This window comes from Pseudoalteromonas sp. L21 (assembly GCF_021728035.1).
GTDB lineage: Bacteria > Pseudomonadota > Gammaproteobacteria > Enterobacterales > Alteromonadaceae > Pseudoalteromonas > Pseudoalteromonas arabiensis.
Window position 1 is genome coordinate 470,050 of the sequence record NZ_JAKKCV010000004.1, and the last position, 21,743, is coordinate 491,792.

The window sequence follows — 21,743 nt, forward strand, 5'->3', positions numbered from 1 at the left end:
AGTTAATTTGGGAGTTCTTTAGCTAAATCAATACTAGACAGAGTAGTAATAATCAAGTTACCAAGAATATATAATGCCCCCCTTAGAGGTTAACAATGTTAAAAAACAAAAGCCACGGCGAGTGCCGTGGCTTTTGTGTTACTGCGTTAGTAAAACTTACTTCAATGCGTCTTCGACAACTGGGTAATGATCCCATACTTGTTTGTCGCTCACTGAGCGAAGTAACTTGATGTATTCAGCATGAGTCCAAGCAAGCGGTGTGGCTGAGTTTGTACCCTCACCTAGCTGATAGCCTGCTTTATTGTTACCTACCCCATCCCAAACTTGTTCAGGTAACATCATCCCTTCATTAGCAAATGCTTCCATGCCTTTTACATAGGTGTCTTTAATTGCTTGTTGTTTCATTGCATCAAGGCTATTAGTTGCGTTTGCCGCAGCGATTTCATAGTGACCACGCTCACCTGTGAAAAACGGCCATACACGACCACGTTGACCAGGGGTGTTGTTACCACCTTCGGCATAGTTGTTACCTGTCACTTCATCTTCACCGTAACCATCGTTACCATAGCGGCGGTAGCCTGGGAATGAACCTGACCCATCAGCAAAATTAAAGGTGTAACGTACTTGCAGGTTATCAACTAAGGTTTCGTCATCATACTCTGGTAATGTTTTTACAATACTTGGCGCAAGTGCATCACGAACACCATAACGTACAAGCTCTAAGAAACCACCATCAAGGATTTGCTTTTTATCAAAGCCTTCACGACCATTATTAGCGTTAAGTGTAGTTGATGAGTTTGGATCTTTGTCTTGACCAATACGAATGAAATATTCGCCATCGCTGTTTTCAGACTTAAGGTTACCTTGAGTCGTAAACATCGTGCTTTCAATTTCACTGTTGTAGGTTTTAGCCGTTGCTAGGTAACGCTCTGCATTTTTGGTGTCGCCTGCTTTTTTAGCAATATCAGCAGCTGTCACTAAGCCTGCAACAACCGCAGCAGTTGTTGAAGGTGAGAAGCCATTTTGTTCTTCCCAACGCTCTTGTTGTGTTGCGGGTGGTGTAACTTGCGTGTCGTTCCAAAGAATTTTCGCAAGGCCACCATCAACCAAGAAATCAGCAGCTGGCTTTAACATTTTGCCATACCAATCTGTCAGCTCTTGATCGTTAAGTACGCCTGCTTGATGTAGTTTCCATGCAAGCATAATTGGCATTGCTGTTTGGTCAAGCTGTACACCTACCCACTCAAGCTCACCATCAACGTGCGTCTTTTGTAAGAACCACCCAGTGTCACCACCATTACCTGGTGTATTATCTGTTACTTGTACTTTTTCTAGATATTCAAACGCTGTCTTGGCGGTACGTGTATCACCCATGGCCATAAATGCCATTGCTACTTGATAGAAATCACGAACCCAAACCGCTTTATAACCGGTAGAACCTGTTTTAGCTGATACTGTTTCACCCCAAGGGTTAGAAAGTGACGCAATTAAAGCACCGGCATGGGTTTTATCTTCTTGCGCTTTTAACACCATGGCACTGGTGTAGAGCAACTTACCATTATCAGCGGTGCTATTAGATAATGTGCTCAAAGGCTCAAGGCTTGCTAAGTAGTCTTGCCAACCAATTGCAGCACCCTCACCATTATAGGCAGCAAGCACTTTTTGGTAGCCTTGGTTTAAACTTGCTTGACCTTCTTTTAAACTTGCAGCTTCAGAGTTACCAAAACTTAAAGCTAAATCAAAAGTGGTGTTCTTTGATACTTCGCCAAGCTCTGCAAGTAAGCTTACATTGCCCGACTTATCACCCGTATTTTGGTAAGTCGTTGAGAGTGATTGCGATGCTTTTAACTCTTTTAAGCCATCACTTACACCCGTAAAGCCAACGCTTGCTTGCTTAAATGGTTGAGCTGCTTGTAAAGATAAAAAGTTATCATCCTGCCAAGCAACCAGACCCTTGTCGGTCACTTTTGCAAAGTCATCTAAGCCATTGTTATCAATATAAGGGTTTACATTAACGTAGGCTTTCACACCATCAAGATCTGTATTAAATACGCTACGAACAAACAATGTTTGACCGTTAGGATCAGTGAAGATATGTTTTTCTAGGGTGAAACGGCCTTGTTTATCTTTACTGACTACTTTATAAGCAAGCGATAATGGGCGACCTGCGTCGTCTTTGTATAAATAATCAATGCTTACATCCAGATCATCACTTTCTGTTACGGTAAAGTCTTTACCGACTACAACAAACTGCATATCTTTGATTTGTGCTTGGTGAATTAAACCAAACATGGTTTCTGTGATCATGCCTTTCGCGATTGAAAACCAAACTTTTGATACTTTGCCTGTAGCGGCAGAGTCGCTGTAATGGCCGTCTTGGTATTGCTCATACGATGTACCAATACCTGTTTTACCTGAGTAAGCCCAAAAAGGCTCAACACCTGGCGCACCAGGCGCAGAAACCTGCTTTACTGCTGTATTAACTGATTGCTCTGAACTACAAGCTGTTAAACCTAACGCTAACAAACTTGCTGTAATGAGATTAATTTTTTTCATTGTGTGTCCTTAGTATTGTTGCTTAACGCGCAGTACAGCAATTGCTGCTAGTACGAATGACACTGCACCTAGCACTAACGCATAAATCGGTTGATTATCAAAAAAGTGGCGTAAAATTAGGCCTAATACGCTTGCCGCCAAAAGCTGCGGGATAACAATAAAGAAGTTAAAGATACCCATGTACACACCCATTTTCTTACTCGGTACTGAGGTACTTAACATTGCGTACGGTAAAGAGAGAATTGATGCCCAAGCGAAACCGACACCAATCATCGGCCAGATAAGTAAACTCGGATCTTTGATAATAATAAAGCTGACCAGCCCTAATGCACCTAACACAAGATTGATAGCATGGGCCATTTTAAGCCCCACTTTTTTTACGATGATCGGGATACACATTGCAGCAATGGCAGCAAAACCATTGTAAGCGGCAAATAATACGCCAACCCAGTCCGCACCGTTATTGTAAGCAAGTGAGCTTGTATCACTGCTGCCGTAGTGGAAACTGGTTACCGCTGAGGTGGTATAAATCCACATTGCAAACAATGAGAACCAGCTAAAAAATTGCACCCAAGCCAATTGCTTCATTGCCTCAGGCATTGTGAATACATCATTCACAACTTGATAAAAGCCACCACTGGTTGCGTTTTTAGCTTTTAAAGCACCAGCAATAAATTGAATAACACCAAAGCTAATCAAACCACCAGCAAGCAAATAAAGCTCTTTTTCAAGCGATAGGCCTGTAACAATACCCAGAACGACAAGGCCAAGAACCGTAAAAATTGCAGCGCCTTTGTTAAAGTTTACATCACTTTGAACATCGTTTGAGTCATCGCTCTGCTCTTGTTCATGAAAGCTTTCAAGCTCTTGGGGTGAATATTCTTTGGTGGTAAATACGGTCCAAAAAACGGCGACGAGTAACACAACGGCACCAAAGTAAAACGAAAATTTCACAGAGTCAGGAATTTGCCCTGCAGGTGCTGTATTGGCAATATCGAACCAGTTAGTCATCATCCAAGGTAGTGCAGAGGCTACAACCGCGCCAACACCAATGAAGAAGCTTTGCATCGCATACCCTGTTGCACGTTGTTTTTTTGGCAGGTTATCGCTCACAAGGGCACGGAAAGGCTCCATAGTCACGTTAATTGACGCATCCATGATCCATAACATACCCGCTGCAATCCAGAGGCTTGGTGAGTTAGGCATAATGAATAACGATAACGTCGTTAAAATAGCCCCATAGAAAAAGAATGGACGGCGGCGACCTAACTTATTCCATGTTTTATCGCTCCAATAACCGATGATCGGCTGCACAATAAGACCTGTCAGCGGCGCAGCAACCCAGAGGATTGGAATGTCGTCAACATTCGCACCTAGGGTTTGAAAAATACGGCTCACATTACCATTTTGTAATGCAAAGCCAAATTGGATGCCAAGGAACCCAAAGCACATATTCCATATTTGCCAAAAGCTTAGCGTTGGTTTGTTATTATTCATTGTCAGCCTTTAAGGTAAATACTGCACTGCTCAAGCCATTCAGTTGTAATTGAATTGGCGCATTCGTTGTTGCCTCAGAAATCACAATGTCGGCATGATTCTCTAGGTTATCAGTTAATGTTAAATCACTATGGTTAAGCTTAGGTAACAACGCTTGGTTAAGAGTAAGCTCAACATTTTGTGGGTTTTCTGAAAAGTTACTTACCACAAGCACCAGCTGTTGACCTAGCTTGCGCGTAAAGGCAATGACTTGTTCTGAGCCGGTCAATTCAACCGCTTGCATGTCACCGCCGACAATGGCAGGAAGTGAGTTTAATGACATTAACTTCGTGTAGTAAGCGCGAAGGTTAGCTTGCTCTTTTGAAAGTGCACCGCCATCGAATTTACCATTATTCATCCACGCTTGATGCGCAGGTACACCCATATAATCGAAAATGCTGGTACGCGTTGGGTCGCCAAAACCACCGTCCTCAGAGCCATCTTCACCGACAGCTTGACCAAAATAGAGTAAGGTCGGCGAGCGCGACATTAAGGTAGACACCACCATCGCTGGCTTGCCTTTTTCACTGCTACCCGCGAAATCTGGGCTAGCAATGCGTTGCTCATCATGGTTTTCTAAAAAGTGCAGCATGTGCTCTTCAATATCAGCCACTTGGCTTTGAATATCGAAAATAGTATCCGCTGGTTGCTTACCTTGCATCACAGCTTTAACCGTGTCGTAAAAACCGACTTTGTCGTACAGATAATCCATCTTACCTTGCTCGATATAAGGACGGTAAAGCGTTGGGTTATAAACCTCGGCTAGAATAAAGGCATCGCTTTTTTGCATCTTGATTGATGAGTTTAAAAAGCTCCAGAACTCAACAGGCACCATTTCAGCCATATCATAACGAAAACCATCGACACCTTTATCTAACCAATATAGTGCGATATCGCGAAACTTATACCAGCTATTTGGCAGGTCTTTATCTTGCCAAAATGCGTAGTGCGCACGGTAATCTTTATCAGCGTAATCAGCAGGTAGCATCGGGAAATCATAACTACCATCTGGTTTCACACCGTAATTGATTTTAACTGTTTCGTACCAATCATTGATGTCAGGTTTAGCGGCACGTGCCCCATTGCCCGTCCATTTTGCTGGTGTTTCAGCAAACTGATTATCAGCAAGTGGATGCGGATTACCACCTAAGACTTGATAGCTATCACTGCTGGGAACTTGAAATGACTGCCCTGTTACGTAATAAAAATTATTATCGCGCGCATATGTTTTTGTCGTGTCATCATCAGCGCCAAAATCTTTAATGCCTGCTGGTTTGGCAACCGATTCGTAGTTACGCGCTACGTGGTTTGGCACAATATCAATAACAACTTTCATACCGTGCTCATGAGTGCGATTGATTAGCTCTACAAACTCTTCTAAGCGACGCTCAGGATTAATTGCTAAATCAGGATTAACATCGTAATAATCTTTCACCGCATACGGTGAGCCTGCACGCCCTTTTACAACATCAGGGTCATCTTGCGACAAACCGTATTCTGTATAGTCAGTTACTAAAGCATGACGCGGCACACCTGTATACCAAACATGCGTTGTACCTAGCTCTTTAATGCCTTGTAATGCTGCATCATTAAAATCAGCGAATTTGCCTACCCCATTTTCTTCTAATGTGCCCCAGGGTTTATTTGTGGTGTTTGTATTACCAAATAATCGAGTGAATACTTGATATACCACAGGCTTAGAGATAGCGGCTTGGCTAGATTCAGATTGCGTTTTTTGTGTGTTCTGCTCTGCTGGTGCATCGTTACCACAGGCAGTTAAACCTAGTACCGATGCCACGACTAACGCGGTTATTTTATATGTTGTCATCATTACTTCATTTTTCTGTAAATATCAGTTCATACTAATGTTAAGGGCTGCATACGGACAGTAAATGCATACGTATTCAGCCTATTAGTTGCAATTATTCAAGCTCGATTAAGCGTGCTTGCATCGCTTTTAAGCGGATTGGCGTAGCAAGATCAACGCGCTTTTCGCTGATTAAATCGCGCCCTTTGTTAGTGCCTTTTAGCACTTCTTGCATGTAGCTTAAGTCCCAATCAATGGCTTGTTGGTTTTTGTTTAAAATTACCAATACAGATTGGCCATTGTGTTCTCTCACATAGCTGTAAACGCCTTGCTTTGGTGAAAAATGCATTAAACGGCCTTCGCTTAGTGCTGGCTTTTCTTGGCGCAGCTGAAGCAGTTTTTTAATGGAACTTAACATCTCTTGCTGATCAGCTGAAAGCCCTTTGCCTGTGAAAGCATTTGCTTTTTGACCTTTAAAGCCACCTGGGAAGTCAATACGAATATCACCGTGATCATTACTTGGCGTGTTATCAAGCAACAGCTCAGTGCCGTAATAAATTTGTGGAATACCGCGAGTTGTTAACAGTAGCGTCATGGCCAATTTCGTTTTTGCTAAGTCTTGCCCAAGCTCAGTGTAAACACGACTCATGTCATGGTTATCTGCAAACACTAAAATGTTATCGGTATCTGCATATAAAAAGTCATTCGCTAGCGATTGATACACTTTTATCCAACCTGTATTCCAACTTTCCTCTTCATTAAGTGCTTGGATCAGTGCTTCTTGTAATGAAAAATCCATCACACTTGGTAAATCAGAGGTATAGCCATCTTGATTGACTTTGCCGCGCTGCCAATAAGAAGCAATTGCTGGGTTGGTTGTCCACTCTTCGCCAACAATATTAAAGTTCGGATACTCACTCATAATCGCGTGAGTCCAATCAGCTAAAAAAGCTTTATCTGAGTATGAATAGGTATCAACACGAATGCCGCTTAAATTGGCATATTCAATCCACCATATGGCATTTTGAATCAAATAAGTAGAGAGTAGCGGCTGGCGCTGATTTAAATCAGGCATAGACTCAACAAACCAACCATCGTTAAATTGACGTTTGTCGTATTGGCTAGCATGAGGGTCTTGAATTGTTTGTCTGGCGTGACTGGTGGCATTTTTACCGTTTTCAAACTTGCCATCAAAGTTAACCCAATCAGCAGTAGGCATGTCAGTCATCCACTGATGCGATGAACCAAAGTGATTAAGTACCATGTCCATCACTAAACCAATACCATGCTCTTTCGCTTCTGCTGATAAGGTTTTATAAAGCGCATTACTGCCCATACGCGGATCAACCTTATAAAAGTCAGTAATGGCATAACCATGATAAGAATAACTTGGCATGTCATTTTCAAGCACAGGCGTTAGCCAAAGTTGTGTCACACCAAGGTCCTCAAGATAATCTAGGCTATTAATAACACCTTGAATATCACCGCCATGTCGGCCACCTTTAAAACTTGGGTTTGCAGGCTCTTGCATACCAGAAACGGTGTCATTGCTTGGGTCACCGTTTACAAAGCGATCAGGATTGATTAAATAAAGCGTGTCTTTATTTGTAAAACCTTGGCGATTAGCACTTTGCTTATCACGGGCATTTAACGGATAAGTAAATCTTGTGCCATCTTCAGCTTTAAAGGTGAGTGTTCCCGCCTTTGCATTATCGCTGATGGTTAAATCTAAAAACGCGTAGTTGGGGTTATTTGTTGTTGTCACCCCTTTAAACTCAACGCCTTTATAAGGCATCATTTGCCATGCTTTGCTGGCAATATTTTTATCGTAAAGCATGACTTGCAGCGAGTTGTTTTTCATCCCTACCCACCAATTTTCTGGTGATGCGGTAATTGCAAAACTTGCAGTCGAGTTGAAAAGCGTGAATGCGGTGGTTAACGCTAAAAATGTCTGTGTTTTTTTCATAATTAATTTTGTACTTTTTCTAAAAATTGACGGTGGCTCGGCAGTTGCTCAACGGCACTATTAATCAAGGTTTTTAAACTACTAAATAGCTCATTTAATTGCTCATCGGATAATGCATCAGCCAATGGGTGATGATCCTCTGCAATGAGTCCTTGCCCTATCATCACTTGCTGCCATGCCACTTCGGCAAATAATTCATCGTCTTCTCTTACGAGCTTGCCGCTGGTTTTAAATAGCTCAATTTTCTTTTTAAGACTGCTTGGAATATCCATATTTTTACAAAAACGCCAAAATGCAGTGTCATCACGCTCAGTTAGTTTGTAATGAAGAATGATAAAGTCACGAATTCGCTCAAATTCTGTTTTACTTTGTTGATTAAATTCATCCACAAGGCATTGCTTAATACCTTGATGAGGAAAAAATTTAATTAAACGAATCGCTGCACTTTGAATTAAATGAATACTGGTCGATTCTAATGGCTCTAAAAAACCGCTCGATAAGCCAATCGATACCACATTTTTATGCCACTGTTTTAAGCGCCGCCCTGTTTTAAATTTAATAAATCGCGGCTCTGTGAGTTGTTTTGCAGGTAAGTTGTCCAACAGCTGTTGTTTTGCCGCTTCGTCTGATAAGAAACGAGAAGAATATACAAGGCCGTTGCCTACACGATGCTGTAATGGAATTTGCCATTGCCAGCCTGAGTCTTTTGCAATCGAGCGTGTATAAGGAATTGCATCCGTTGCTGATTCACTTTGTACTGCAACAGCACTATCGCAAGGCAACCAGTGCGACCAATCTTCAAAACCAGTATTTAGTGTCTGTTCTATCAATAAAGCGCGAAGGCCTGTGCAATCAATAAATAAATCGCCATCTATTTGCTCGCCATTTTTAAGTAGCAAAGAGCGAATATGCCCGCTTTGGTGAGATTGATTAACCGATTCAATTTTGCCTTCAATACGTTTAACGCCCCGTGATTGAGCTAATTCTTTTAAGAATTCGCCATATCGAGTGGCATCAAAATGGTAAGCATAATGTAAGCCCGCTAACTGGGTGTTAGGAATGTGTTTAAGGTGGGCAAATTTATGAGCTTTGGCAGCTTGATAGTTAAGTGAAAAATCCCAAAAATCAGGTACATTATTGGCGTGATGTGCTTTTAACCAAAAATGATAAAACTCACAAAACGGAAAATCTTTACCTATCTCACCAAAGGCGTGCATGTAGCTGTGACCTTGGCTGCGCCAATTCTCAAACTCGATACCGAGCTTAATCGTTGCGCCAGTGGCCTCTATAAATTCTTTTTCAGAAATGCCAAGTGCAGCATTAAGATGTAAAATAGGCGGAATACTTGCTTCACCTACCCCAACGGTGCCAATTTCAGCTGACTCAACAAGTGTAATTTCGAGCACTTTACCCAGTACTTTATTGAGTAATGCGGCAGTGATCCATCCTGCAGTACCACCACCGGCAATTACAACCTTAGTTATCTTTTTTGAACCCATAGTACACCTAACACCAATTTCAATTTATTGAGTGTAGCTCACTGATACAAAAAAGCCCTTGTAAAACAAATCACAAGGGCAATTTCTATCACTACATTAGCTTATTACAGCTTGTAGCTGAAGCCTAACAGGAATGTACGACCGTAGTCTTGGTAATCACGCACTTGTAGTGAGTTATCACCTTGTAGTGATGTAAACGGCTCTTCAGTGATGTTCTGAACTTGGAATGTTACAGATAAACCGTCAAGGCTCTCTACGCCGCCTTCACTAAAGTCGTAACCAATTTGCGCATCCCAAATTGTTTCGCCTTTAATATCAACTTGTGTAGTCGCAAAACCTAAACCGTATACATCACCTTTAAAATCGCTGCGCTTACGCATGCTAGTACGAGCTTGGAAACCGTTACGCTCAAAGTACACTGTTAAGCTATCGATTTGGTCAGATAAACCAGGTAGCTCATACTCATTACCGTTTTGGTCTGTAATATCTTGCTCAACACCTGTGTGACTTGCGATTAAACCAAAGCCATCAAGTGAATCACTAAACATGGTGAACGGCAGTGTTAATGAAAGCTCATAACCCCAAAGGTCACCAGAGCCACCATTTACTTTACCAGAACCAGTACCTGTTGAAGTTGCTGGAATCTCACCTGTTGATGGGTCAGCAACACCGCTCATATCAATTTCGTAAGTACCATCAAAGATCCACTGCGTAATATCTTTATAGAAAAATGCAGCGGCAAAATAACCTTCTTCATGGAAGTAGTTTTCGTAGCTTAAGTCAAAGCCAGTTGCTTCTTTAGGCTCCAGCTCAGGGTTACCACCTGATACACTCCAGTAATTACCGTTTTCATCTGGTTGTTGATTATAAGATGCATTAACTGATGAGTTCATTTCGTCTAAGCGGGCACGAGAAATTGTTTTCGCTGCGCCGAAACGTACGGTTTGCTCTTCATCGATTGCAAATGATAAGTTTAAGCTTGGTAAGAAATGGCTGTAATCGTGACTTACATCTGTTGGAGATACAACGACTAGACCGTCAACTGTGTTAGCAGCGAAGCCTTGTGAAGACTGTTCAGTTTTAACATAGCGAACACCAATGTTACCTGTTACTGGGATTGAACCTAGCTCTGCATTAATGTCTGCTTGAGCAAAGAACGCTGTCACTTCTTCTTGTACTGTCCACGATTGTGTCTTGTGCTTTGAATCAGTTAAGCTTTCTTGAAGTAAGCTGTAGTAGCCATCATTCACTAAAGCATTGGTATCATAAGCAACCATATTGCCCATACCAATGAAATCAAGGCTCGCCGTACCTAAGCGGTATTGCTCTGGGATTGATAACATACTAGGGTTTGAAAGTGAGAAGTCTTTTAACGTCATGAAGTAACCTTCAGACAGTTTACTCTTCTCACGGTCACGATATGACACACCGAATGACACGCGGCTGATATAAGCGTTATCAAGGACTTTGCTTGCAGCAAGCTTCAATGTGCTTAGTTCATCATTGATTTCTGGCGCATTGATAAAGCCATCTTGTGCGGTATTCTCGTATTCAGTACCAGTTAAACCATATTTATCATTCAGAGCAGCACTTGCACCCCAGGATAATGGACCACCTAGTTGAATTAAATCATAATCACTGTAATCAAGGTTATGGCTGAATTGTGCCCCTGTGTTACCACCGTCAAATACATAACCAATATCATCTGCAATGCCATTTGCATCGCCACGACCTGTACCTGAGTAGCTTTCGATACTCCAGATTTGACGTTCAACTTCAGAGCGACTAGCGTCAAACTCAACTGACCAGTCATCACTGATATCGTACTTAGTGTTAAAACCAAATTGAGTTAGCTCTGCATTACGCTCTTCATAGTCATTACGCACTACAACACGTTGACCTTGTGTAACAGCACTGGTTATAAAACCTGAGTCTGCATCAACAACGGCTGAACTAGGGTCGATTGAACCTTGACCCCATGCAAATGGAACTTCGATACCACGTAGGATTTTTTCATCTGAAAAATCCACATACAAAGCATCGAATGTCATATTTAAACGGTCATTCGGTGCTGCTTCTAACACGAACATGGCTGTATCACGTTCAAGTGTCGATGAGCGTACAAACGGCTTAGCGCCACCTAAGATAGAATAGGTATTACCATCTTCGCCGGTAAATTCTGGGTAGCCCCATGAGTTCCAACGCTTCTCTTGATTTGGAGAGCTCATCGTATTGTAGGCAAATGCAACGCCGATGGTGTCATCAGCAAACTGATCGATATAAGAAATTGTGCCACGAAACCCTTTATCGTCGCCGTCTGGGTTTAATTTATCAAAGCCTGTTTGCTCATATTGACCATTGAACATGATAACTTGCTCACCTTTGCTTAAAGGTTTTACAGTTTGCATGTCAATTACGCCAGCAATACCTTCGGCTTCAATACCTGCACTCGGTGTTTTATATACAGTTACACCGCTCATGATTTCTGATGGGTAAAGGTCAAATTCAACGCCACGGTTGTCACCAATTGACACCTGTTCACGACCATTGAAAGTTGTGGCACTTTCGTTTTCGCTAAAACCACGAACACTAACCCGACTTGCACGTCCATCTAGACGCTGGGCTGTTAAACCAGGAAGACGCGCGATCGATTCAGCGATTGATGAATCAGGTAATTTACCGATATCTTCTGCTGAGATTGACTCAACGACTTCAGGTGTGAAGCGTTTCGTATTAATAGACTCTACAACACTGCCACGAAAACCTTTTACTTCGATAACCTCAACGTTATCATTTTTTGCTTTTTGGTCTTCTTCAGCAGCATACGCTACAAAACTATTTAAACCTGCGGCTGTAAGAGCCAGAGTTAATATACTTGGTTTGAACATAGACATAATGTTTTCCCATTACCCAAATTGTAATGCCAACGTGATGCAGTTATCTGTTTCAGAAAAGCTGTTATTCGCTGACTGATTTTGTTGTCGAGATGAATATTAACGCTCAGCTTATTTTCTTAACAAATTTATGCATACGTATTCAGCCTAGTTCATGCAATTTAAATTTAACAAATATTTTACAGGTGAAATAGTTAAGTTACTGATTATTATTTATTTATTTTCAAAGCCAAGTAAGGAAATGTGAATGAAACAAAATTGTCTTACTTTAAGCACCCAAACTGGGACCTGACTGTAAAAGCTAATACTTACTAGTGATCAAAGAGGATAGAAAAATTATTACTTCTAATTCAACACAGCGAATGTTAATTGGTCATACCAAAAAACTTGTTGCACCACTTTGTGACAAGCCAGCTATTTTATGCACCACAGTGGATTTTTAGTTGTGTTTTTTAGGACAGTAAAAAATTGGTAAAGAATTTCACATTAAAAATTAATTCAACACACACGACTAGCGTTAATAAATTATGCTGAGTTAAAACGTTAATTTAACGTGCATACGTATGCAGAGTTTTTACAGCCTACCCCCCTTCACGTATGCTTTTGACATTCTGGTAATCCTTGTGAGGTTACCTCTCAGTTTACAGACACTGAATGTCACGATGGAGAAAAACATGACTCAAAAGCAGTGGTATAAAGGTGCGGTTATTTACCAAGTTTATCCGCGTAGCTTCCAAGACACTAATGGCGATGGCATTGGCGATATCAAAGGCATCATTGATCGTATCGATTACATTAAGAGCCTTGGCGTGGATGCAATTTGGGTCTCACCTTTTTTTAAATCACCAATGAAAGATTTTGGTTACGACATCAGTGACTACCGTGACATAGACCCTATCTTTGGTAACCTCGATGACTTTGATGAGTTAATTGCACAAGCACACCAACGTGATATTAAAATTATTATTGATCAAGTATTAAGCCATACATCAGATCAACATCAATGGTTTCTTGATAGCCGTGAAGATAAGACTAACGACAAATCTGATTGGTATGTTTGGGCGGATGCAAAGCCTGATGGTACACAACCAAATAACTGGTTATCAATCTTTGGTGGTCCTGCATGGCAGTGGGAGCCTCGCCGTGGCCAATATTACTTGCATAACTTTTTTGCTGAGCAACCAGATCTAAACTTCCATAATCCTGAAGTACGCAAAGCGGTATTAGACAATGTTGAGTTTTGGCTGAAAAAAGGCGTTGATGGCTTCCGTTTAGATGCCATAAACTTCTGTTATCACGACGCTCAATTACGTGATAACCCTGCAAAGCCACCTGAAAAACGTCAAGGCCGTGGTTTTAGCGAAGACAACCCGTATGCGTTTCAGTATCACTATTACAACAATACGCAACCCGAAAACCTGAGCTTTATGCAAGACATTCGTGCCCTTTTGAATAAATACCCAGGTACTGTTGCATTAGGTGAGATTTCATCTGAAGACTCATTAGCAACCATGGCTGAATACACATCAGGCGGTGACAAGCTGCATATGGGCTATAGTTTTGAGCTACTAACTAATGACTACAGCGCAGAATATATTCGCACAACCGTCAACACGTTAGAGCAACGCATGACAGAAGGCTGGCCTTGTTGGGCATTTAGCAACCATGACGTAGAGCGTGTCGCTAGTCGCTGGAGTCAAGGTGAAAAAATTGAGCCACAGCAATGTAAAATGTTAACTGCCCTACTTGCTTCGTTACGTGGTAGCGTATGTATGTATCAAGGTGAAGAGCTAGGTTTGGGTGAAGCCGAAGTCGCGTTTGAAGACTTACAAGACCCATATGGCATTACATTCTGGCCAAACTTTAAAGGTCGCGATGGCTGTCGTACGCCTATGCCATGGGATGCAAGTGATGCAGAACAAGCAGGCTTTTCTACAACAAAACCATGGTTGCCAGTGGGCGATGCCCATAAGGTCGCAGCGGTAAGTACACAAGACCAAGATAAAGATTCGATTTTAAACGCTTACCGTGAATTTATGGCATGGCGTAAAGATAAAAACGTACTATTAGAAGGTGATATTGAATTTATTAATACAGAAGAACCTGTACTTGCTTTCTATCGTACTTTGGACGGCGTTAAAATGCTTTGTGCATTCAACTTAGGTGCACAAAGTAGCGAGCTTGTTATCGCAGATACTATATCTTCACAGCATACTGAGCTCTCTCATCACACAGCTGAATTAAACAATAATAAAGTCACTCTGCCCGGGTTCGGTTGCTTTTATGCAACCCTGAATTAAACATCAGTTGTTAAAGCCAAGCCCTGCAATTGCAGGGCTTTTTCATGATTGTAGCGCTATCAATGATTCATCGTCTTACTGTTAATATAATCCGTTAAAGCAAATAACACCCCAGAGACCACAAATGTGACGTGAATTAATACTTTCCAAAGTAGTTCATCAGTGGAGTGATTATTCGAGCTGATAAACACCTTTAAGAGCTCAACAGCGGATATGGCCACGATAGCACTGATCAATTTCATTTTCAGGCCAGAGAAACCAACTTTTCCCATCCACACAGGGCGGTCTTCATGGTTTTCGATATTCAACTTTGAAACAAAGTTTTCATAACCACTGAAGATGATAATAAGTAGCAACCCTGCTAATAAAGCAGTGTCTACTAAGGTTAAAATACCAACTAGCAACTCTTGATTTGAGGCAGTAAACGTATTTAAGGCCATGCTGTACAAATATTCAAAGAACTTCAGTAGTAACAAAACAACAGCGACTAATAAGCCAATAAAGAACGGCGCTAATAACCAACGCGACCGAAAAATAAAACTCTCAACAACTTGCTCTACCTTGGTCGGTACTTTCTTTACTTTTGAATTTGTCACTTGCTCAGACATAACTAGATTCACTTTCCTTTTAAAATTAGGAAGATAATACGTGGAATTAGGGGCGTATAGCTAGTATTGCAGCCAAAAATATTGGTTGTTTCTTGTTTATCTTTACGATAAAAAAATTTCGTTATCTTTTTTAGAAATTTAGTTTATAACTTCATTCAAGCAAAGTGGGTTACACATTGCGCACCATTACTGTGTGATAAGCCAGTAATAATTAATTTTGTTGATTAGGAATAATTAAATGAAAAAAGCATTGCTAGCACTGATTTTGGCGCCGGTATTGACTATGTCTGCATCAAATGCAATCGCTAACGAAGCACCTGAAGCATCAGCTGAAATGATCAAAGAATACACTGAAATGTGTTTAAACTGGGCTAAAGATGATGACATCAGCAATGACGAGCTTAAACCTTACGTTTTAAAATGCGTGAATGATGAGCTTGAAGCTGAAGGCTACAAAAAAGTAAACGACGTACAAATCTAGCGTTTATAATTCAGATTAAAAAAACCGGAGCTGACACAAAGAGGTGCACTCCGGTTTTTTATTTTACTAATATTAATTCACTTAATTAAGCGAATTAATATAAAAAGACACGTTACTTTTTAGCTTTGCTGGCCGCTTTTTTCTTCGCGGGAGCTTTCTTTTTGCTCTCTTCTACCCATTTGCCATTTTGGTAGTGTGCTGTCCAGCCTGTGGCTTTACCGTCGACTTCACTCATAACATACTGCTCTTTGTTTTTACGACTGTAACGTACTACAGCAAGGTTACCATCAGGGTCTTGCGTCGGTGCTTCAGCAAGGTAATAAAACTTCTCTGAAATACGATCTTTAAAGCGCTTAAGCTCTTCAACTTTTGGCGCACGTGTTTCCCGTGATTTCGGAAAAGTATTTGCAGCTAAGAAAATACCGGATGCGCCGTCCCTTAGGACAAAATAAGCTTCTGACTTTTCACACTCAAGCTCAGGTAAATGAACCGGATCTTCTTTTGGTGGTGCGGCTTCGCCATTTTTAAGTAACTTACGTGTATTCTTACACTCTTCATTACTACAGCCGAAGTATTTACCAAAACGACCTGACTTTAACTGCATGTCTGCACCACATTTATCACATTCGATAATGGGGCCGTCGTAACCTTTAATTTTGAAAGTGCCTTGCTCAACAATATAACCCTTACATGCAGGGTTGTTACCACACACATGCAACTTGCGAGTTTCATCAATTAAGTATGAATCCATCGCCGTTTCACAAATAGGGCAACGCTTCATTTGCATTAATGTTTCTGTTTCAACATCTTCTACATCAGCAGCGATCGCTTCATCACCTGGCACCAAATTCATGGTTGTTGTACAACGTTCTTTCGGTGGTAGGTTGTAACCTGTACAGCCTAAAAACACACCCGTTGATGCGGTACGAATACCCATCTTACGGCCACATGTTGGGCAATCAATATCTGTTTCAACCATCTGGTTTTGGCGCATTCCGCCTTGCTCTTCATCTCCAGAGGCTATTTCTAACTGCTTAGAAAAGTCTGCGTAGAATTTATCAAGCACCTGTGTCCAAACACGTTCGCCTTCAGCAATATCATCTAATCGACCCTCCATTTTAGCGGTGAAGTCGAAATTCATGAGATCTTCAAAGTTCTCTACTAAGCGGTCAGTAACAATCTCTCCCATTTTCTCGGCAAAGAAACGACGGTTTTCAACACGTACGTAACCACGGTCTTGAATCGTTGAGATAATTGATGCGTATGTTGATGGGCGACCAATACCACGCTTTTCAAGTTCTTTAACTAAACTTGCTTCGCTAAAGCGAGCTGGTGGTTTAGTGAAATGCTGTTTAGGATCAAGCTCAACAAGAGTAAGAACTTCACCCTCTTTCACCGCAGGTAAGGATTGATCTTCTTCATTTTTCTTGCGCACAGCAGGCTGAACTTTTGTCCAACCGTCAAAGCGAAGTACACGACCTTTCGCTTTCAATTGATAATCACCAGCAGCCACTGTCAGAGTTGTTAAATCGTACTCTGCAGGCACCATTTGACATGCCACAAATTGACGCCAGATTAACTCGTACAGCTTTTTAGCGTCTGCTTCAACACCATCTAAATGTCCAGACAGCACCGTTACACTTGAAGGACGAATTGCTTCGTGCGCTTCTTGTGCATTGCCCTTTGAGCTATAGCTGATAGGTGCCTTTGGTAAGTATTTATCACCGAATTGCTCTGAAACGTAATCACGACACATTTCAACCGCATCTTTTGACAAGTTAGTTGAATCGGTACGCATATAGGTAATATGACCCGCTTCATACAGACGCTGTGCCAACATCATGGTCTTCTTAACACCATAACCTAAGCGTGTACTGGCAGCCTGTTGCATGGTTGAAGTAATAAACGGTGCGCTCGGTTTACTCTTACTTGGCTTTTCTTCGACGCTAATGACTTTGTAGTCAGCTTTTTCAAGTTCACTAACAGCAGACATCGCCTGCTCTTCATTAACGGGCTTAAATGCTTTATCAGCGTGTTTTGTAACTTCTAATCGTAATGCTGATTCGGTATTTTTGACATCAGCATGAATATCCCAGAACTCTTCAGGTACGAAGGCTTTGATTTCGCGTTCACGTTCAACCAGTAATCGAACTGCAACAGATTGCACGCGACCAGCTGATAACCCTCGGGCTACTTTCGCCCAAAGTAGTGGCGAAACCATAAAACCAACAACACGGTCTAAGAAACGGCGAGCTTGTTGTGCATACACCATGTCAGTGTTAAGTTCACCCGGTGTTTCGAAAGCTTGTTGAATTGCATTCTTGGTAATTTCGTTAAAAACAACACGCTTGTATTTTTCTGGCTCACCACCAATAATTTGCTCGAGGTGCCACGCAATGGCTTCCCCCTCTCTATCCAAATCGGTTGCGAGATAAATTTGATCAGCGTTCTCTGCCAGTTTTTTTAATTCTTGAACGACCTTTTCTTTGCCTGGTAGCACTTCGTAGTGTGGTTCCCAACCCTTTTCAGGGTCGATTCCCATGCGGGCAACCAAGTTCTTATAATCGCGTTGCTTTTTATAGGCAGCTTTGTCTTCTGGTGACATTTTGCGAACTTCAGCAGGTGTTTTTGTTGCTGCCGTTTTTGCTTTGCCTGAACCTGAAGTCGGTAGATCACGTACATGCCCAACACTGGACTTAACGATAAAATCATTACCTAAGTATTTATTAATTGTTTTAGCCTTTGCTGGAGACTCTACAATTACAAGTGATTTTCCCATAGCTGCCTATTTCTGACCAAGAATTTTAAAGTTTTTTGCTCCTATAAATGTATATCCATCACATTATCTAAATAAGTATGATTTATTAACATTAGAGCACGAATATTTATAGGTATATCTACAAACACCAATTGTTACAAGCTTTTAATCGAAACTTTTCGATATTGACTGAATAATTAAACAATTTTTGTTGCTATTTTAGACAAATTAGCATTTTGCGGTATTTTTATGGGGAATATATAGAACAGCAACAAAAATGCCAACCTTATGGCTGGCATTTTTTAAAAATTATCTTAAAACGAAAGATTATCTGTCATCAAAAATTGCAATTGATTTACTGACAGTTTTGCTTCCACCAAGCTGGTTTTCAAACTCAAACGTTATCGTTAGAACGCCATCTTGATCTTGGTTACCATCCGTTTCTCGCGCAATTCTGACATCCGAATACATAGTTGTATCGCGATTAGTGCTAGGAATCGACTCTTGATGCTGAATAATAGAAAAGTCACCATTATTAGCAGAAATCGAAACGCGTGTGCCTGCAGGTAACGGATTGCCAAATTCATCACTATAATAGATACGAATATTAATACCAGCTAAGCCAATATCGAGCGTTTCAGGATCAGTTTCATTAGGGTCGTTCGCATCAAAGTCTGGATTCGGACGCGCAGCAACAGATAAATCAAGCTCTGCAACATCACACCACTGTGGTGCATCAGAGACTTCAAACTGACCAGCCAAAGAATCTGAACAGTCAGCAGGGACTAAAACTTCAAAAGGCGGTGACACAACATCATCCGATTTTAAAACTGCAAAACGTACGTACGGTTCATCACCTGACATGACAAGTTCGATTTGTCGGCGAACCTCTATTAACTCGCGCGTACACTGCCCTGCGTTAAATGCAGCTTCGCTACATAGCAAACCATTGTACTTACCGTCCGCATTGTCGTAAACACCATTGTTGTTAAGATCGCGCCATGTTTCGTTATGCCCACCGCGCGAGTTTTTCTCTGAACATGGGTCTGAATCAGCGTCATAGTCTTCACGATTAGCATCGCTACAATTGGCCTTATCGAAGCTGTTGTTTTCGTTATGGTCGTTGAAAGCTTCTGGTAAATCATATAAAGCGTAATATTCACCAATATCAAACAAACCATTACGACGAGTTACATCAGCTGTCGTTTCTTCGTCCTCAAAGTTTTCTTGCCCTTTTGCGACAGCAAGAATACTTGTTCGGCCTCCGCGCACAACCCCTTCAGGATCATTTTTAGCTCGCAATAAAGTACCGATACATGGCGCTGCATTACCAAAGTAAGGGTCGCAGTTAATTTCGTTTGTTTTCGGGTTAAAACCCTCTCTCGTTGCAGAGTTGCCGTCGATTTCACCAATGCGATTGCCCCATTTATAATCATAAAAAGGTCTTTCACCTTGCGAGCGCCATGTAATTTCACACAAAGCATTATTGGTGCGACAAACAGCTTCACGATTTTGCGGACCGATAACACCTGACTCTGTGAGTACCGTTGCCTCAACCCCGTCACTATTAAACTGATTAAATTGATCACCAAAATACACGGTTAACGGAATTGTTATACCATTATAGTTAAGTGCGTTAGGATTAAATACAGTCGGGCTTAGGTCAAAACTATTTTGATCAGTCACCCCTGAGTACAATGCGAGTTGTGATGAAACAGCATTAATTTGCTCAGCCAGTGGAACTAAATGAAGCGTTCCATCAGGGCAGATTTCGTTACTAGGCTCTGTGCTACAAAGTTCTACTTCATCAGTCCAACATGATAAATCATCGCCTTCTGGTAAAGCGGCAACATCCTCTTTCGATACAAAACATGCTTTAACAACAAGCGGCCCTGGCACAATACCCGATGTTACCGTGGTTTGTACTACACCATTATTATCTGTGTTAGCACTGCGCTGTGTAAGCTTCGCTAAGCCAACTGAGTCAGTTAATTTAAAATCAATACGCTGCTGCGGTGATACAATGCCATCGGCATCAAGTAAGCGAAAACGCACCACAGATTGAGTTGGTAAACCGCCTTCACCCGGAGGAAGTGCAATGACGGGTTCAGATACATCAATAAATTGAATCGATTGCACAGCAGATACTTCAACAGGAATCGTCGTTGAGGCCGTAAAGTTTTTACCGCCTGTTTCAACAGTAATATTTACCACATCATCAATTGAACAACCATTTGCTCTATAAGTAGAACTAGCAATACCCCCAGATGATTTTACTGAAGCATCTATCGTTGAGTCGTTGCTCGCAACGCACGTAGAACTAAACTCTACATCTGTTGGTGTGGTGTATAAGTTTCCTTCTTCATCACGAAGAGTTACTTCTATAACAGTACTCCCCCCTGCTTTTAACGGTATTACGTTACCATTGCCATCAAAGTTTAAGCCGTTATCTACATCCAAAGTAAGATCTGCAATACCAACAGCAAAGTTAATATTCGCTGATTCATCCAAAGACGACACTGAAATAGTTCCAGCTCCGCCAGTATTACCCGGTTGTAATTTAAGCAGTGCAATACCAAAGTTATCTGTTAATGCTCTGCCAGATGAAGGAAGAACTGAACCTAGATCAGTCGTTACATCAACAAGTGCGTTCGCAACGCCATCACCACTTTGCTCGTCCGTGACTGCAACGAATAAATCACCTAGCTCAGCAGAAGAAATAGAATTAGAGACAGTACAACCAGATGCTTGTGAAGTTGGGTCTAACCTAACGTTGTTTCTATTTTCATCCCATGAAGGGTTACAGCCGGTTAGCAATGAAACCGAGACTGAATACTGAGCCAATTCAGTTGATGCATCATCACCATTTGATATAAAACCAGCAACTTGCGTGATTGTTTCACCATTGTCATCCATATAGCTGGCAAGCACTTGTCCAGCCCCTTTTGAATCACCACTGCTCAATGTAACAGACGCTTCACCACTACTGTTTGTTAGAGCCGTACCAAGAACAGGCGTTATTCTGCCTGTAAAATTCGTTGTAAATGAAATTAGTTGACCATTTAGAGGTGTACCTGAGTCAAGTAAGGTTGCCGTTACAGTCCCTTTGTTTTCTTTACTAACAGGGTTGTCGGCTGTGAATTCCAAACCGTTAACATCACGGATTGATAAGCTCAAGGTTACGTTTTCTACAACCCCTGGCTCTACCGTTTCTGAACCATCTAAAGACCCGCCGTCTTTTTCTAGTGAACCACCACCGCCACAAGCGGCTAATAATGAGCTAAAAACTATAATACTCAGCCATCGCATTAAAGGCATCGACCTCTCCCTAGTTAGCT

11 protein-coding genes are annotated in these 21,743 nt (G+C 41.5%); 2 read left to right on the forward strand and 9 right to left on the reverse strand.

Translation table 11 applies throughout. From position 1 onward, the window contains the following. Positions 1 to 156 precede the first annotated feature (156 nt). From L3V41_RS13950 to L3V41_RS13975, 6 genes are all read right to left on the reverse strand, one after another. Positions 157 to 2,556 carry a glucan 1,4-alpha-glucosidase gene (locus L3V41_RS13950; protein WP_237115156.1) on the reverse strand — a complete coding sequence of 800 codons (2,400 nt, stop codon included), beginning with the start codon at positions 2,554 to 2,556 and terminating at the stop codon, positions 157 to 159. Positions 2,557 to 2,565: 9 nt separating this feature from the next. Beyond that, positions 2,566 to 4,053, reverse strand: coding sequence for an MFS transporter (locus L3V41_RS13955; protein WP_237115155.1), 1,488 nt, complete (start codon positions 4,051 to 4,053; stop codon positions 2,566 to 2,568). Continuing rightward, positions 4,046 to 5,923, reverse strand: a complete 1,878-nt coding sequence (locus L3V41_RS13960; protein ID WP_237127952.1) for an alpha-amylase family glycosyl hydrolase — start codon at positions 5,921 to 5,923, stop codon at positions 4,046 to 4,048. Before L3V41_RS13960 ends, L3V41_RS13955 begins: the two co-directional genes overlap by 8 nt. A gap of 91 nt (positions 5,924 to 6,014) precedes the next feature. Further along, complete coding sequence (locus L3V41_RS13965; protein WP_237127953.1) at positions 6,015 to 7,865, reverse strand: glycoside hydrolase family 13 protein; 1,851 nt, start codon at positions 7,863 to 7,865, stop codon at positions 6,015 to 6,017. Between the two features lie 2 nt (positions 7,866 to 7,867). Beyond that, on the reverse strand, positions 7,868 to 9,364 hold the full coding sequence (locus L3V41_RS13970) for a tryptophan halogenase family protein (protein ID WP_237127954.1): 1,497 nt from the start codon (positions 9,362 to 9,364) through the stop codon (positions 7,868 to 7,870). 104 nt (positions 9,365 to 9,468) lie between these two features. Continuing rightward, positions 9,469 to 12,258, reverse strand: a complete 2,790-nt coding sequence (locus L3V41_RS13975; RefSeq protein ID WP_237127955.1) for a TonB-dependent receptor — start codon at positions 12,256 to 12,258, stop codon at positions 9,469 to 9,471. 674 nt (positions 12,259 to 12,932) lie between these two features. On the opposite strand from L3V41_RS13975, the gene L3V41_RS13980 reads away from it, so the two are divergent. After that, on the forward strand, positions 12,933 to 14,558 hold the full coding sequence (locus L3V41_RS13980) for an alpha-glucosidase family protein (RefSeq protein WP_237127956.1): 1,626 nt from the start codon (positions 12,933 to 12,935) through the stop codon (positions 14,556 to 14,558). 59 nt (positions 14,559 to 14,617) lie between these two features. On the opposite strand, the gene L3V41_RS13985 is transcribed toward L3V41_RS13980, so the two are convergent. Next, positions 14,618 to 15,166, reverse strand: coding sequence for a TIGR00645 family protein (locus L3V41_RS13985; RefSeq protein ID WP_237127957.1), 549 nt, complete (start codon positions 15,164 to 15,166; stop codon positions 14,618 to 14,620). 238 nt (positions 15,167 to 15,404) lie between these two features. On the opposite strand from L3V41_RS13985, the gene L3V41_RS13990 reads away from it, so the two are divergent. After that, on the forward strand, positions 15,405 to 15,647 hold the full coding sequence (locus tag L3V41_RS13990; RefSeq protein ID WP_062568918.1) for a hypothetical protein: 243 nt from the start codon (positions 15,405 to 15,407) through the stop codon (positions 15,645 to 15,647). 112 nt (positions 15,648 to 15,759) lie between these two features. On the opposite strand, the gene topA is transcribed toward L3V41_RS13990, so the two are convergent. Continuing rightward, positions 15,760 to 18,426: a type I DNA topoisomerase gene (gene topA / locus L3V41_RS13995; protein WP_062568917.1), complete on the reverse strand. Its 2,667-nt coding sequence runs from the start codon at positions 18,424 to 18,426 to the stop codon at positions 15,760 to 15,762. Between the two features lie 306 nt (positions 18,427 to 18,732). Then, the gene (locus L3V41_RS14000) at positions 18,733 to 21,723 is read right to left on the reverse strand and encodes a hypothetical protein (RefSeq protein ID WP_062568916.1); all 2,991 of its coding nucleotides are present in this window, start codon (positions 21,721 to 21,723) and stop codon (positions 18,733 to 18,735) included. Positions 21,724 to 21,743: the final 20 nt, after the last annotated feature.

Excerpts from the sequence above, each read along its gene's own strand:
- L3V41_RS14000 (WP_062568916.1), bottom strand. The coding sequence starts at position 21,723 with ATGCCTTTAATGCGATGGCTGAGTATTATAGTTTTTAGCTCATTATTA.
- topA (WP_062568917.1), bottom strand. The coding sequence starts at position 18,426 with ATGGGAAAATCACTTGTAATTGTAGAGTCTCCAGCAAAGGCTAAAACA.
- L3V41_RS13980 (WP_237127956.1), top strand. The coding sequence starts at position 12,933 with ATGACTCAAAAGCAGTGGTATAAAGGTGCGGTTATTTACCAAGTTTAT.
- L3V41_RS13975 (WP_237127955.1), bottom strand. The coding sequence starts at position 12,258 with ATGTCTATGTTCAAACCAAGTATATTAACTCTGGCTCTTACAGCCGCA.
- L3V41_RS13955 (WP_237115155.1), bottom strand. The coding sequence starts at position 4,053 with ATGAATAATAACAAACCAACGCTAAGCTTTTGGCAAATATGGAATATG.
- L3V41_RS13960 (WP_237127952.1), bottom strand. The coding sequence starts at position 5,923 with ATGATGACAACATATAAAATAACCGCGTTAGTCGTGGCATCGGTACTA.
- L3V41_RS13950 (WP_237115156.1), bottom strand. The coding sequence starts at position 2,556 with ATGAAAAAAATTAATCTCATTACAGCAAGTTTGTTAGCGTTAGGTTTA.
- L3V41_RS13990 (WP_062568918.1), top strand. The coding sequence starts at position 15,405 with ATGAAAAAAGCATTGCTAGCACTGATTTTGGCGCCGGTATTGACTATG.
- L3V41_RS13985 (WP_237127957.1), bottom strand. The coding sequence starts at position 15,166 with ATGTCTGAGCAAGTGACAAATTCAAAAGTAAAGAAAGTACCGACCAAG.
- L3V41_RS13970 (WP_237127954.1), bottom strand. The coding sequence starts at position 9,364 with ATGGGTTCAAAAAAGATAACTAAGGTTGTAATTGCCGGTGGTGGTACT.
- L3V41_RS13965 (WP_237127953.1), bottom strand. The coding sequence starts at position 7,865 with ATGAAAAAAACACAGACATTTTTAGCGTTAACCACCGCATTCACGCTT.